General features: G+C 35.3%; 16 protein-coding genes. 7 read left to right on the top strand and 9 right to left on the bottom strand.

The genetic code is table 11. The features are described 5' to 3' along the window. Positions 1-25: 25 nt before the first annotated feature. Together GX497_08935 and GX497_08930 are read right to left on the bottom strand one after the other, a co-directional pair. Entirely contained in the window at positions 26-1,744 is a 1,719-nt protein-coding gene (locus GX497_08935; protein ID HHY73337.1) for a chemotaxis protein, read from the bottom strand. A 24-nt stretch (positions 1,745-1,768) separates the two neighbouring features. Next, entirely contained in the window at positions 1,769-2,218 is a 450-nt protein-coding gene (locus GX497_08930; GenBank protein ID HHY73336.1) for an STAS domain-containing protein, read from the bottom strand. Between the two features lie 282 nt (positions 2,219-2,500). On the opposite strand from GX497_08930, the gene GX497_08925 reads away from it, so the two are divergent. Both GX497_08925 and GX497_08920 read left to right on the top strand, forming a co-directional pair. After that, positions 2,501-2,926 carry an acyl-CoA thioesterase gene (locus GX497_08925; protein HHY73335.1) on the top strand — a complete coding sequence of 142 codons (426 nt, stop codon included), beginning with the start codon at positions 2,501-2,503 and terminating at the stop codon, positions 2,924-2,926. Positions 2,927-2,932: 6 nt separating this feature from the next. Next, the gene (locus tag GX497_08920; protein ID HHY73334.1) at positions 2,933-3,391 is read left to right on the top strand and encodes a GIY-YIG nuclease family protein; all 459 of its coding nucleotides are present in this window, start codon (positions 2,933-2,935) and stop codon (positions 3,389-3,391) included. 72 nt (positions 3,392-3,463) lie between these two features. On the opposite strand, the gene GX497_08915 is transcribed toward GX497_08920, so the two are convergent. The 6 genes from GX497_08915 to GX497_08890 form a co-directional block, all read right to left on the bottom strand. Beyond that, complete coding sequence (locus tag GX497_08915) at positions 3,464-3,751, bottom strand: hypothetical protein (protein ID HHY73333.1); 288 nt, start codon at positions 3,749-3,751, stop codon at positions 3,464-3,466. 131 nt (positions 3,752-3,882) lie between these two features. After that, positions 3,883-4,296: a transcriptional repressor gene (locus tag GX497_08910; GenBank protein HHY73332.1), complete on the bottom strand. Its 414-nt coding sequence runs from the start codon at positions 4,294-4,296 to the stop codon at positions 3,883-3,885. 1 nt (position 4,297) lies between these two features. Beyond that, entirely contained in the window at positions 4,298-5,158 is an 861-nt protein-coding gene (locus tag GX497_08905) for a metal ABC transporter permease (GenBank protein ID HHY73331.1), read from the bottom strand. After that, positions 5,155-5,943 (bottom strand): metal ABC transporter ATP-binding protein, encoded by a 789-nt coding sequence (locus tag GX497_08900; GenBank protein HHY73330.1) that lies wholly within the window; start codon positions 5,941-5,943, stop codon positions 5,155-5,157. The genes GX497_08905 and GX497_08900 overlap by 4 nt, the downstream gene beginning before the upstream one ends. 22 nt (positions 5,944-5,965) lie before the next feature. Further along, positions 5,966-6,205, bottom strand: a complete 240-nt coding sequence (gene yidD, locus GX497_08895) for a membrane protein insertion efficiency factor YidD (protein ID HHY73329.1) — start codon at positions 6,203-6,205, stop codon at positions 5,966-5,968. Between the two features lie 115 nt (positions 6,206-6,320). Continuing rightward, positions 6,321-7,535, bottom strand: coding sequence for a CapA family protein (locus tag GX497_08890; GenBank protein HHY73328.1), 1,215 nt, complete (start codon positions 7,533-7,535; stop codon positions 6,321-6,323). 296 nt (positions 7,536-7,831) lie between these two features. On the opposite strand from GX497_08890, the gene GX497_08885 reads away from it, so the two are divergent. After that, positions 7,832-8,017 carry a hypothetical protein gene (locus GX497_08885; protein HHY73327.1) on the top strand — a complete coding sequence of 62 codons (186 nt, stop codon included), beginning with the start codon at positions 7,832-7,834 and terminating at the stop codon, positions 8,015-8,017. A gap of 72 nt (positions 8,018-8,089) precedes the next feature. On the opposite strand, the gene GX497_08880 is transcribed toward GX497_08885, so the two are convergent. Next, entirely contained in the window at positions 8,090-8,731 is a 642-nt protein-coding gene (locus tag GX497_08880) for a GntR family transcriptional regulator (protein HHY73326.1), read from the bottom strand. Positions 8,732-8,986: 255 nt separating this feature from the next. Here GX497_08880 and GX497_08875 point away from each other — a divergent pair, with 255 nt between their 5' ends. From GX497_08875 to GX497_08860, 4 genes are read left to right on the top strand one after another with little or no spacing between them, the layout of a single operon-like run. Next, positions 8,987-9,946, top strand: a complete 960-nt coding sequence (locus GX497_08875) for a phosphate/phosphite/phosphonate ABC transporter substrate-binding protein (GenBank protein HHY73325.1) — start codon at positions 8,987-8,989, stop codon at positions 9,944-9,946. A 14-nt stretch (positions 9,947-9,960) separates the two neighbouring features. Next, a complete protein-coding gene (gene phnE / locus GX497_08870) occupies positions 9,961-11,478 on the top strand; it encodes a phosphonate ABC transporter, permease protein PhnE (GenBank protein HHY73324.1) in 1,518 nt (505 codons plus the stop codon). Positions 11,479-11,502: 24 nt separating this feature from the next. Next, entirely contained in the window at positions 11,503-12,264 is a 762-nt protein-coding gene (gene phnC, locus GX497_08865; protein HHY73323.1) for a phosphonate ABC transporter ATP-binding protein, read from the top strand. Positions 12,265-12,296: 32 nt separating this feature from the next. Continuing rightward, positions 12,297-13,805 (top strand): AAA family ATPase, encoded by a 1,509-nt coding sequence (locus GX497_08860; protein HHY73322.1) that lies wholly within the window; start codon positions 12,297-12,299, stop codon positions 13,803-13,805. Positions 13,806-13,846: the final 41 nt, after the last annotated feature.

The following is a 13,846-nucleotide window of genomic DNA, read 5'->3' as shown; positions in this document are numbered from 1 at the left end:
AAATTAATTTTGCCGTTATTGAACATTAAATTTTAAATTTATGAATCTCATCTTGAAGATTTTCTGCCATTTTTGCTAACTCATGTGAGCTTGATGCAATCTCTGCAACGGTTGCTGATTGTTCCTCTGCTGCCGCTGATACTTGTTCTGTAGCTGCGGCTGATTGTTCAATAATTCCTGAAATTTCATGAATAGAACTTAAAACAGCTTGAGCATATTTCTCGATTATTAGGAGGATTTCTTGTGATATTTTTGCATCTAATTCGGTTTCGTCGGCTTTTTGAACAATTAAGTTAAGTGCTTCTCCTCCTTTTTGGATGATACCTACTTGTTCTTCAACAGCATCAAGATTGCTTTCCATAGTTCGTACGGTAATGACAGTTTCCGCTTGAATATCCTTGATTAAGTTCGTGATTTTGCCAGCAGACTCACTTGATTGCTCAGCAAGTTTGCGTACTTCTTCAGCAACAACTGCAAAGCCTTTTCCGTGTTCTCCAGCCCTCGCTGCCTCGATGGCAGCATTTAAGGCAAGCAAATTCGTTTGGTCTGCAATTTGTGTAATAACGGTAATGATGCCACCAATCTCTTCGGAACGTTTACCAAGTTTTTGAATGGAATCAGTAGCATATGCAACAGTTTTTGTTACTGTGCTCAAATGCTGAATGGCCTCTTGGATTGCTGTATTTCCATTATGGGCAATCATGGTTGATTGTTTTGCATTGTTAAGTGCATGAACTGATTTTTTGTTTCCCTCAGTGACCTCTTTTACAACTTCATCCATCTTTGTTAAAACATCGCTGATAGAATTCGTCTGAAGTGTGGTGCCTTGCGCTATTTCATTAATTGTAAACGCAATTTGGCTTGACGACTTTTCTGTTTCTTCTGCACTGGCGGATAATTCTTGGGCAGAAGCCGCCGACTGTTCTGCACTATGTTGAACTTGCTTAATCATGCTTCTCATGTTTTTAGTAATATGAGCAAAACAATGAGCAAGCGTTCCTATTTCGTCTTTGCGATTTAAGAAAGCATGTGGAACATCATTGGAAAAGTCACCTTCCGCCATTCTCTCTCCATGCTTTACAGTTGCTAGAATAGGAGCTGTTATTTTTCCGATAAATATGTTAAATATGATGATGCAGCATATGAAAATACCAATAGATAAAGAAAGAAACAGTGGTAACTCTTGATTTATTACTTCATTAGAAACGTTTTTTAAAATAGATGCATCAGTATCAAGACCTAATCCACCAATAATCTTACCATCTTTATCTTTTATAGGAAGAAAGGTAGATAAGTAATCACCGTAATCAGAATCTTGATCAATCGAAGTAGTTGTTATTTCACCTTCATATGCACGAATCATTTCTTTCTTATGTGATGGAGATGGTTCATATATTTCCGATGCTAACTCACTTCCTTTAGGTTGACCATCAATCATAATAAATGGCTCTCCAATTTCAATCGCATACGTGTATACATAAAGCTGACCAGAGTTTGCGCGGAACTCATTAAGACTGTTACGGATGACCCAATATATATCATTTTCTGTAGGATTTTCTAACCATTTTTTATAAGAGTCAACATCAAAGTTTTCAACTAATGATTGACTGGAGTGGAGGCGAAAATTGGCTAATGAATTTTCTATTCCTTTTTTCATTATAAATAGTGTAACAATTCCTTCTAATGTTAACATTATTATTAAAGCGATGACTATGAGTAAAGTAAAACGAGATTTTATGCCCATTCTTATTCTCCTCTTAATTTTTTATCAATCGGTATACAAATTATCTTTCTTTCTACTTGAAATAGACATATTCATATAATCAGCAAATAAAGTTTTTGTTAAAGGGATTTCTTCCATTGTTTTTACAGCATCATCCATTGTTTTGACAAGCGGAAATACTCGATTAAGTTGAGAAATTTTAAATAATTCTATAATCAATTCGTCATCAACAACAAAGACAATTTTTGTATCATTTTCTAAGAGCTTTTTTGCTAAATTAACAATCAAACCGAATCCCGTACTATCAATATGGACAACTTCTTTCATTTCAAAAATATATTCTTTTGAATTGAGTGGTATGTCTTCTAATCTTACTTTTACAGTGTCAATATACTCGTACACTAATTCCCCTTTAAATGTGATTTGTACAATTCTACCAAGCATTGCGGATGTAATGGTAGCACCATAAGAGTTATGTGGTACAACATTCCCCATTATATTTCCCCCATTCATTGTTTAACAAGAAGGCTGTTCAACAGTTTTTTATATTAACTCTAATAATAACAGGTATATAGTACTATAAAAGGATGAAAAAATATAGATGAAATTTCCTATAAATGAAAAAATTGTGTATATTTAAAATGAAAGTGCAAGCATGATGCTCATCTAATAGAGAATGGTTTAATCTATTAATAAATTGATTTTTATTTAATTCAACGCTAGTGTGGTAAAATAAACAATGTAAAGAGTGCACGTAGAAAGGGGAAGGACATTTGTATGTTTGTGTCAGAAGTTAATATAGATGTTCGTTATGCGGAAACAGACCAAATGGGAGTCGTATATCATGCCAATTATTTAATCTGGTTTGAAATCGGCCGTACGGAATTAATTAAAGAATTAGGCTTCAGTTACGCGCAAATGGAGAGGGAGGGTTTTTTAGCTCCTGTAGTAAATGCAAACCTTTCATATAAAAAATCAATGCATTTTGGAGAAAATGCATTAGTGAAAACTTGGATCGATTACTATGATGGGTTCCGCACTGTGTATGCTTATGAAGTACTAAATCAAGAAGGTGAAATAGCAGTCACAGGCCAAACCGAACATATCGTTGTCAAAAAAGATTCATTCCGTCCTGTTCGCTTTAAAAATTATTACCCGGAATGGCATGAAGCCTATGAAAAGGCTAAGAAGCAAGGGGAGTAGTGCTTTATGGATTTTGGTGTAAAGCGTATTGATAATCTTTTTCAGGAAGGTCTAGCAAGTCATGTTGAGACATTCCGACTACCAAACATTAATGAGCAGCATAGTCTTTATGCCATTTATTTAGAAATTTCCGAAAGCAAAGTAATCCAAATAGGAAAACTAGGAACATTTCAATTCCCTGCTGGTACATATATTTATGTTGGAAGCGCGAAAAGAAACATAAAAGCACGAATCAACCGCCATATAAAAAAGGTAAAGCCGTTAAGATGGCATTTTGACTATTTAAGACTGCACGGTGAAATCTTGGCCGTTGAAACCTTTGATAATTCACTTGATGAATGTAGCACTTGTCAACAAATAAAAAGGAAATATCAAGCGGAAGAAATCATAGGTGGGTTTGGCTCATCAGACTGCAAATGCCCGGCCCATTTGCTTTACAAAGGGAGCCTACGTATTCTACGGTAGATGGTGCACCAGACGCAACCGCCGTAATAATAAACGAGATTTCAAACTATCGAAATCTCGTTTTACTCTAAATTAATTATATTGAAATTCTATTTCGTCATGGGCATTATTGTAATTTACAGTTAAATCATGATGATCAAAATACCATTCATCTTCATGTTCCACATAGAATGTGATACCATTATTTATGACTTGGACTGTCGGTTCTTTTGGTTTTTCGACCATCATTCCTAAGGAGAATCCTGCCTGAATATTGCTGTCGCCTCCATATCTTGCATAAAAACGCACGCAGTCACCTTCTGATAATTCCATTTCTCGTTTGTACCATTCTAAAGCTGATTTTGTTATCATAAGCTGCATATATGTCTTCTCCTTCCAAGTTATGTTTGTACAATAATATTATAAAATTCGAAAAATTAAATGACTGTGATATTTATCACACAAACATAAACCTTCACAATTATGAAATAATACTGTCAAAAAATTGTGCATTAATTGACGCATTCCGGGCAACGGCCATATATTTCAAATTTGTGGCCGGTAATTTCAAAGTTTTCCATATCATGATCAATAATTGTCATCGGGCAGGCATGGACCTGTTTTGTTTTGCCGCAATCTGTGCAAATAAAATGATGATGATGGTGAATCGAGCCACATGTAAAGCGAAAATGTTTTTCCCCATTCATATCTGTAGCTTCTAAAATATTTAAATCAGCAAATAAATAAAGATTTCGGTAGATTGTGTCAAAGCTAAGCCCAGGGAAATCCGCTTTTAAATACTCTAACACTTCTTTTGCGGACAAATATCGATTGTGGTCAGAAAAAAGCTGAAGCATTTTTTCACGCTTATCTGTATGCTTATAACCGCTATCCTTCAAAATTCCGATTGCTTCCTCAATGTTCATTTCACTCAACCCCTTGAAGCTTTTTCCCAAAACTGAATTTTATTTTTTTCCAACAAATCGCTGCAATTAATATAATAATCGAAAAAATAACAATCGTTCCACCAGGCGCAATATCTAAATAATAAGCAGCAACTAAACCGCCAATGACCGCAAACTCGCCAAAAAGGATTGAAAAAATCACTGTTTGCTTAAAGCCGCTAGCAATGCGGATGCTTGCGGCAACTGGCAATGTCATCAATGCTGAAACGAGCAAAACACCGACAATCCTCATTGATGCTGCAATCACAAGGGCTACAATAATAATGAATAAAAAATGAATTGATTTTGCATTTACACCTGAGACGGCGGCATATTCTTCATCAAACGATAATACAAACAGCTCTTTAAAAAATAAATAGATAGCCAAAACAACGATAATTGTTACAGTAAAAATCGTCCAAACATCTGCTCTGCTTACGGCGGTTACACTACCAAATAAAAAACTAAATAAATCAGTATTAAAACCGTCTGCCAATGAAATAAAAACTACACTTAAGCCAACGCCGCCAGATAAGATAATTGGAATCGCTAGTTCCTCGTAATGTTTATATACTTTTCGCAAGCGTTCAATAAACAAGGCCCCAAAAACAGAAAAAGCCATTCCCATGTACATTGGATTTAACGTTGGGATTGCTGCGAATTTTTTTTCAATTAACAAGCTTGCGGCAATTCCCGCCAATGTGATATGGCTTAAGGCATCGGCAATCAGTGATAATCTTCTCACTACAATAAAAACACCGATGAGAGGTGCGATGAAACCAATCATTATACCGGTAAAAAAAGCATTTTGTAAAAATTCATATTGAAATAAGCTTGCAATCATACGTAGGAACCTCCAAGTTCGTGTTCGTGCGTCAATATATGGATATCATGGCCATAGATGTTGGAAAGCTCTATATGATCCATATGTAAAAACTGATTTGAATCGCCATGAAAATGGAGGGATTTATTTAGACAGGCAACATGACTGGCATGGCTTGTCATCGTTCCAATATCATGTGAAACCATGATAAGGGTAATTCCTTTTTGTTTATTTAATGTAGCTAGCATCGCATAAAAATTTTCAACATTTTTCATATCGACACCAACTGTTGGCTCATCTAAGATGAGTAATTCCGGTTCGCTAACTAATGAACGGGCAATAAAAACACGCTGTTGCTGCCCACCAGACAATTCCCCAATATTGCGATGAACAAACTCATCCATACCAACTGCTCTAATGGCTTCTAAAGCTAATTCTTTATGTTCTTTATTCAGCCTTTTAAATAAGCCGACTTTAGCAACTAGTCCACTTAAAACAACTTCAAGGACAGTTGCCGGGAATCCGGTATTAAAACTATTTGCCTTCTGTGAGACAAAGCCGATTAAATTTCGGTTTTTTAGCTTTGAAATCGGTGTACCGAAAACTTTGATGCCACCTTGGTCAGGCTTTAAAATACCTAAGATTAGCTTTATTAATGTTGATTTTCCAGAGCCATTCGGACCAACAAGCCCTAAAAATGTACCTTTTGGTATTTGCAATGTTATATCGTCTAACACTTTTTTCTTATCATAACTAAATGAAACATGCTCTATATCGATTGCCAACTCTTTTGAGTGGTCATTCATAAATCAATCACCAACTATTTAATTATTCGGGGTGGTCAAGCTTTTCTTTTTTTTCCGGAACATGATCAAAACCGCCCGGATGGAATGGATTGCATTTTAAAATGCGAACAGCCGTTAAATAACAGCCTTTCAACACACCAAAGCGTTTAAATGCTTCTAATCCATAGTGAGAACATGTTGGATAAAAACGGCATGTTGGTGGCTTTAATGGTGATATAAACTTTTGATAAAAACGGATCATACCAATAAACAACCACCGCATAATTGTCAAAACAACCTTCCTGTTTTAAATTCGTAACCATTACGATTTATATTAAAAAAAAAAATGAGGATTGTCAATGAAAAGGGAAGCAGGGGACGGTTCTTCTGCTTCCTTTCTATTCAATGATTGTAAGCTCTGGCATCCATTGTGTCATATGATGATAAATATCCTTATAAATACTAGAATCCGTATTATACACATTTTTCAAAGGAACAACGGTATATTTCGAAGCGCTTGTTTTTGTCACAATTGTTGGCAAAAAAGCCGGATTTTTAATTTCGATTTCAACACCGTTTCCACCAACCGTTTTTTCAACATCTACTTGAAGAATACCACCGATTTCTTTGTAGATTCCTTTTTGCCCTGATAAAAAGTTTCCTAATGAATAGATGACAAATGTTTTTTGACCATCATCTCTTTCAATCCAATCAGTTGGCTGCAGAACATGAGGATGATGCCCTAAAATAATATTTGCACCAGCATTTGCCAGCTCCTTAACAAGCTGTTTCTGCTGATCACTTGGCTGTCTTTGATACTCATTGCCAAAATGAACGCTGACAACGACGACATCAGAAATGGACTTTGCTTCAGCAATTTCTTTTTTCATATTTTCCAAGTTAATGAGATTCACTAAATATGGTTTTCCATTTGGGACAGGAATACCGTTTGTCCCATATGTGTAAGCTAAAAATGAAAAAGTAATATCGTTTGCCTTTAACGTCCTGATTATTTGTTTATCATCTTCAGATGAAAAGGAACCTGTATAGGCCATGCCAATTTTATTCCAATGTTGAATTGCATTCTGGATTGCTTTTTCGCCGCGATCCAACGTATGATTATTAGCCATTGAAACAATATCTACGCCAGCATCTTTAAGAGCATCGCCAACTTCAAACGGACTATTAAAAGTTGGATAAGTAGAAAGGCCTAGTTGTGCACCGCCAATCATTGTTTCTTGATTGGCAAAAGCTATGTCCGCCCTTTCAATATAAGGTTTAACTTGGGCAAGCATTGGTTTAAAATTATAACTAGTACCGATTTGGGCATCCTTATAAACAATGCCATGGATTAAAATATCACCAATTCCAACCAGCGTTGCAGTTGTTGGCGGCAAAGACTTTGTATTATGATTAGCCAATTTATTCGGATGATCTTGGGCCCAATTACTTGTGTCTGTTGCTGTAGCCGAAATCTCTTGATCACTGGAGGCAAATTGGTCACCGGAAACATAATGGTCACTAGTAACATACATTTGAATTAATAACAGTGCTAACAGGAAAAATAAAGTCATTGAAATAATCGTAAGATACATTTTTACATTTAATTTCATAATAAATAGGCTCCTAAATTTATTCTCTCTATACTATAATACAAAAATAGACAATTTTTACTAGAATTAGAGATAAAATTTATTTCCATCTAAGGCATTACTTTTGCAAAAAATTAAATTCATGAATATAATATACTCATGAGGGTATAAAAAATTAAGGAGTGAAAAAAATGGTACAAATAACAAAAGCTGCGATTGAAAAAATCCACGAGGAAATGAATAATTTTACTAAAGAAAAGGAAACATTGTTTCTTCGTTTGGGAATGGGCCTTGGCTGAGGTGGGCCACAGCTTCGTCTGACTCTGGAGGAGTCAGCTTTACCAAATGATGAACAGTTCGAACAAGACGGTATTAAATTTTTAGTGAATAGTAGAGACAAAGCTTATTTTAATGGTATGTCTCTTGATTTCCGTAACTCATGGATGGGTGGAAACTTTACATTAGTGGATGCCAGTGGTAGTGAAGTTGGCGGGGGATGTTAACTAGTTTATAAACCAAAAACTAGAAATAGAAAAACCCAAGAATCGTAAATGGACATTCTTGGGTTTTTCATCTCATCCATTGAAAAGTAGTTTTTCACGACTAAGGCGTATCGTATCTCGACAAAGCCGCTTAATTTCATGGTAATTCCCAGCGCAAATCGCATCATAGATTGACTTATTAGTCTGTATTAATGAATAATGCTTTTGATAGGGTGTTATCTTTTTATGAATCATACCGCCTCGAATAAATTTACACTTTAAAGATTCCAAAATTTCCAATATAGTCGCATTATCTATAATAGAAATCATACTGCGTACAAACAGCATATTATACCGCAAATAATCAAAATATTGATCATTTTTTTCCGTTTCCATTTGAAGCTCCAAATACATTTTTAAATCCTCAATATTATAGGAAGCTCCACTATGAAGGACACTGTCAACAGAATATTCTTGAAACATCACTATTATTTGTCCTAAATCTAGCGCCTCCTTAAGTGTAATTTCCTTCACCAAAATTCCTCTATTATTTAGCGAAGTTAGATACCCCTCTGATTCCAAGCGTGAGATTGCCCCTCTAATTGGAGTTCTGCTCATTCCTAATTCTTTTGCTAATTCATTTTCAGATAATAAATACCCCGGCATGTAAGTTGCCTTGATTAACTTTTCTTTGATGTTTTTATAGGCTACGTCAGTTAATGAAGTACTTTTCATTTTTAGTTTCCTTTCTGAACAATTATTGAAAAAAGCGCCCTGAACACCTCGTAAAAGCAATATTTTAGAGGGAAGTTTTAATTATGTGGCTTTTAACTTGACTGATACTAAAATATAACAAATACTACTTTAAAATCATTATTTATTTTTGTATACTGGTTGTATACAGGTTGTACTCATTTACTCAAAGCACTTCTATTATACAAGAAAGGAATAGGGTATGTCATGGTTTTTGAGAAACAGGTAAACAGTTATATGAAAAGTAATAAAAAAATAGTTGAGAATACTATTAAAAAAATAGTCACTATTATTATGTTGACGGCTGGACTCACTGCGTTTTTATCGGCTTGTAGTACAAGCAGCTCAGTCAGTTCAACAGAAGGAAAGAAAAACTCTTTCGTTATCGTATATGTTCCCCAAGAAAATGAGAAACAAGCGCAAAAATTACATAAAGATTTTGAAGAAAAAATCGCGAATGAATTAGGAGCAAAGGTGGAAGTACATCAAGTTACTAGTTTTAATGCAGCAATTGAAGCGATGAGAAATAAGAAAGTAGATATGGCTTTGTTTGGGCCGTTTTCTTATATCGTTGCTGAAGAAAGAGCGGATGCAGAAGCTATTGCGCTTCTGTCTTCACCTGATGCATCAACGGAATCTCCTTCTGTCATTGTTGTCCAGAAGGATTCAAAGATTAGAACGGTTGAGGATTTAAATGGAAAGACGATGGGATTTTCAGAGCCTGTTTCGACGACGGGCCATTTATTGCCTAAATATACAATTCTAAAACAATTGCGTATTAGTGTTGAACAATTAGAGCAGGACGGTCAATTTTTTAAAAATATTCATTTTGCAGGTGGACATGACAAGGCGTTGCTTGGTGTTGTACGAGGACAATACGATGCAGCTGGTGTATCTGCACATGCTCCTGTAATTATGGTGGAAAAAGGTATCATTGAAAAAGATTCTTATCGAGTGATTGCCGAGGCTGAACCAATTCATACAGGTGGAGTTTTTGCAGTAAGAAAAGACTTGGATCAGGAGATTAAGGATCGGGTGCAGGCGTTTTTACTTACATATAATAATCCAGACTATTTTAAAGCACTGGTCGGTGCTGCGGATGCGATTTTTATTGAAGCAAATGATGATGATTTTTATAAAATACGTGAAATTGCGGACATCTTAAATTTAACCCCTGAACAATTGCTGAAAGAATAACGGTGTATGGCTAAATGTTCGTGAACAAAATAAATAAGCTTTTCTTGTTTGGATTATTTCTTTTGCTAGTAGGATTTTCATTATTGTATGTAGAGTTTGACCTCATCGAGTTAATGGAGAGCATTCCAGCTTTTCTGAATTTTATTTTCGTAGATTTTCTACCGCCTAATTTTTCGGATGTCGCTTTATATGTGAAGCCTTTTATGAATTCGATTTATTTTGCAGTCGTATCTACAGTTTTTTCTTCCTCCTTCGCATTGGTTTTTAGTCTTTGTATGGCGCATAATACAACGCCACATCCGTTCGTTCGATTGTTTGTTAGAAGCGTTATTACATTTTTTAGGAACATTCCTTTTTTGATTTGGGCATCATTATTAGTTGTTATTTTTGGTGTGGGCACGCTACCAGGATTAATCGCACTTATTATATTTAGTACTAGTTTTTTATCTAGGTTCTATGCTGGTTCGATTGAAGAAGTAAATTGTGAAGCTTTAGAGGCGCTAGATGCGTGTGGTGCATCGTATTTTCAAAAAGTTAAACATGCGGTCCTGCCTCAATTTCTACCAAGCTTTTATTCTTGGACATTATTTAATTTTGAGATTACGATACGTGCTTCTGCGATTTTAGGATTAGTTGGTGCGGGAGGTTTAGGGACAATATTGAAACAAACGATGGATTTGTTTCAATATGGCAAAACATCGACTGTTATCATCATTTTCATAGTGTTGATAGTAGTAGTGGAGCAGGTAACAAAAAAGATAAAGAAGCAAATCATGATGTCAACAAAACGTTTATCTAGTTATCACATCATCTTTGTGTTTTTGTTCGTTTTAAGTTTCTACCAATTGGATTTATCGTTTAGTCAATTTCAAGCTGGCATAAATAGACTTTTTACGATTGTACCACAATTTTTTCAATGGTCGTTTTCAGACATTTCGGAACTAGTTAATGGGATGATTATATCCCTTATTGTGGCTTTTTTATCCATTGTATTGAGCATTGGAATCGCAATCATATTAGCCTTTTTATCGGCTCGAAATACGACACCAAATTATTATGTAGGTATAGTAGTAAACTTTATTCTTATGATTATTCGAGCGATTCCGGCAACGATATGGGTATTATTGGCAGTGTCTAGCATTGGCTTTGGATCAGTTGCTGGTGTGTTAGGATTAATTTTTCCTACCACATCCTTTCTCGTTAAGTCATTTTCTTCACAAATTGAAGAGGTAGGAAAGGAAGGAGTAGAAGCATTGCAAGCTGTTGGTGGAACTTGGTGGCATATCGTTTTTAAGGGATTTGTTCCGATTTTATTTACGAAATTTCTTGCGACAACATTTTTTAGATTTGAAATTAATGTAGCGGAATCCGTTATTTTTGGGATGGTTGGTGTCGGTGGGATTGGACTATTCATTCAAGGGTATATTTCTTTTTATGACTTCAGCCATCTAAGCGTAAGCATCCTTATTGTATTTACAACTATGTTTGTACTTGAAGTAACAGCAAATCATATTCGAAAACGATTATCTTGATATAATTTTTATAAGGTGTGCTAAATGGAAATGGTTCTAAAAGTGAAAAATCTTACTAAAATATTTGAAGATGGAACGAAAGCTTTAGATGGAATTGATTTAGAGATAAGAAAGGGCGAATTTATTTCGGTTATTGGATCAAGTGGTGCTGGAAAATCAACACTTTTTCGTTGTTTAAATCGCTTAGAAATTAGTACGGATGGCACGATTCAATTTTTAAATGAAAAGGTAGAACAGGCAGGAAAGAAGGAGTTAAGAAAAATCCGTTCAAAAATGGCGATGATTTTCCAAAATTACAAATTAATAGATAGATCAACTGTTTTGGAAAATGTTCTACACGGGCGGCTCGGGCAGATGAGTTCATTACGAGGGGTGTTTAGCCACTATAGTGAAGATGACAAAAGAGAAGCTATTCAGTTTCTTGAACAAGTCGGATTACATGAAGAAATATACAAACGTGCGGATGAACTGTCAGGTGGACAGAAACAGCGTGTTGGGGTGTGTAGAGCATTAATGCAACATCCTAAATTGATACTAGCAGATGAGCCTATTGCCTCATTGGATCCAGTATCTGCCAAAATTGTTATGGACTCCATTTATAATGCTTGTATTGAAAAGGAAGTTACATGTTTAGTCAATTTGCATCAAATCGATATAGTTAAAAAGTATTCAACAAGGATTATTGCAATCAGAGCTGGTCGAATTGTGTTTGATGGGGATGCGAGTAATTTAACAACGTCATTTCTTCATAAGCTTTATGAAGGGAACGAACATGAAATGCTTTAATTAAATGTAGTAAAGAAATCGGGGATGAGAACATGTTTACGTATGAACAAATTTCGGAGCTATTTGCAGATGGAGAAAATATTGATTTGGAATGCATAGAGGTACAAGATTATCTTCCATTCGCAGTTTTTGAAACGTATTCAGCATTCACCAATACAAATGGTGGAATGATTTTGTTAGGAATCGAACAAGAGCAAAATATGTTTTCCTTAAAAGGTTTAGCTGATAGTAAAAAATTGATAAATGATTTTTGGAGTGCTCTGAACAAGCAACAGATTATAAGTACCAATATTTTAGTTTATAAAGATATAAAAATTGTTCGTGTGAATGAGAAAGAATTGGTCACAATTAAAGTGCCGCGTGCTGCAAGAGGGCAAAAACCTGTTTATATTGGCAATAATCCATTTGCTGGAACATATAGAAGAGGCTTTGAAGGTAACTATAATTGTACAGAGGATGAAGTAAAGAGAATGCTTAAAGAACAACAAGGTACTCTTGATTCATGTGTATTTCCTTATTATGGAATGGAATGTGTTAATCTTCAGTCCATTCGAAACTATCGTCGACAATTTGCATTGTTAAAGCCCCATCACTCTTGGAATACTTTAGATACAAAGAATTTTTTGAAGCGAATCGGTGCATGGGGACATGAAGTTGATACAGAAGAAGAGGGATTGACATTAGCTGGTCTTGTTATGTTTGGGGATGTTAAAGTGATTACGGAAGTACTTCCAAATTTTTCTTTACTTTATCGTGAAAGCAATTCTGCCATTTCGGACCAGTCCTTGAAAGATTGTATCACATCCGTTGATGACACTTGGTCAGGGAGTGTATATGATTTCTTTGTTAAAGTACTCCCACTCTTAACAAGCGACTTTTACACACCAACTCCATTACAAGGGTTGCAACAAGTAGATGAGACGTATATTCATCGGGCAATTCGCGAAGCATTCGTCCGTACGTTAGTTCATGCAGATTATTATGGAGATGGTGGGATTTTAATAGAAAAAAAGAAAAGCGAGTTTCGTTTTGAGACACCTGGAACTTTACACATGTCAGTAAAGGATGTATTTTGTGGAGAAGTATGCGAGCCGAGAAATAGTAATATTTGTAAAATGTTCAGAGCGATTGGTTTAGGGGATTGTGATGGGGAGGAGCTTAATAATATTTTCCACATTTGGAAGCAGCTACAGTGGAAACACCCGAATTTAATTGAAGAATTTTGTCCAGAACGAACGATTTTAACTCTTTCAATCCATCCTTTATTAACGATTGAAAGTGTTGCATTTATTGAAGAAGTACTTGAAGACGATTTTGCGTTATTAACAATGGATGAAGTAGTAGTATTAGTTACTGCTTTTCAAGAGGATTATGTTATGAATGAGCGTTTGCAGCTGATAATGGATAGATCTTTTAATGAAGTATCAAGTCTATTAAGAACGTTAGTTGAAAAAGGGCATTTAACGATTGAAGGACAAGGTAAAGGGAAAATTTTCACACTATCTAATAAATTTGCTTTGAAGGGAATACTCGTTTATTAAAGTGGCAGGCTATGAAGGGAATTTTATGAAAGGATGATAGA

Source organism: Bacillus sp. (in: firmicutes), from assembly GCA_012842745.1.
Taxonomy (GTDB): Bacteria; Bacillota; Bacilli; order Bacillales; family Bacillaceae_J; genus Schinkia.
The sequence above is the reverse complement of the archived record's forward strand: the minus strand, read 5'-3'. Positions and strand labels throughout refer to the sequence as shown.

What these genes read in the sequence shown, in the direction of transcription:
- GX497_08935 (HHY73337.1), bottom strand. Translation starts at nt 1,744, where the DNA reads ATGGGCATAAAATCTCGTTTTACTTTACTCATAGTCATCGCTTTAATA.
- GX497_08930 (HHY73336.1), bottom strand. Translation starts at nt 2,218, where the DNA reads ATGGGGAATGTTGTACCACATAACTCTTATGGTGCTACCATTACATCC.
- GX497_08925 (HHY73335.1), top strand. Translation starts at nt 2,501, where the DNA reads ATGTTTGTGTCAGAAGTTAATATAGATGTTCGTTATGCGGAAACAGAC.
- GX497_08920 (HHY73334.1), top strand. Translation starts at nt 2,933, where the DNA reads ATGGATTTTGGTGTAAAGCGTATTGATAATCTTTTTCAGGAAGGTCTA.
- GX497_08915 (HHY73333.1), bottom strand. Translation starts at nt 3,751, where the DNA reads ATGCAGCTTATGATAACAAAATCAGCTTTAGAATGGTACAAACGAGAA.
- GX497_08910 (HHY73332.1), bottom strand. Translation starts at nt 4,296, where the DNA reads ATGAACATTGAGGAAGCAATCGGAATTTTGAAGGATAGCGGTTATAAG.
- GX497_08905 (HHY73331.1), bottom strand. Translation starts at nt 5,158, where the DNA reads ATGATTGCAAGCTTATTTCAATATGAATTTTTACAAAATGCTTTTTTT.
- GX497_08900 (HHY73330.1), bottom strand. Translation starts at nt 5,943, where the DNA reads ATGAATGACCACTCAAAAGAGTTGGCAATCGATATAGAGCATGTTTCA.
- yidD (HHY73329.1), bottom strand. Translation starts at nt 6,205, where the DNA reads ATGCGGTGGTTGTTTATTGGTATGATCCGTTTTTATCAAAAGTTTATA.
- GX497_08890 (HHY73328.1), bottom strand. Translation starts at nt 7,535, where the DNA reads ATGAAATTAAATGTAAAAATGTATCTTACGATTATTTCAATGACTTTA.
- GX497_08880 (HHY73326.1), bottom strand. Translation starts at nt 8,731, where the DNA reads ATGAAAAGTACTTCATTAACTGACGTAGCCTATAAAAACATCAAAGAA.
- GX497_08875 (HHY73325.1), top strand. Translation starts at nt 8,987, where the DNA reads ATGAAAAGTAATAAAAAAATAGTTGAGAATACTATTAAAAAAATAGTC.
- phnE (HHY73324.1), top strand. Translation starts at nt 9,961, where the DNA reads ATGTTCGTGAACAAAATAAATAAGCTTTTCTTGTTTGGATTATTTCTT.
- phnC (HHY73323.1), top strand. Translation starts at nt 11,503, where the DNA reads ATGGAAATGGTTCTAAAAGTGAAAAATCTTACTAAAATATTTGAAGAT.
- GX497_08860 (HHY73322.1), top strand. Translation starts at nt 12,297, where the DNA reads ATGTTTACGTATGAACAAATTTCGGAGCTATTTGCAGATGGAGAAAAT.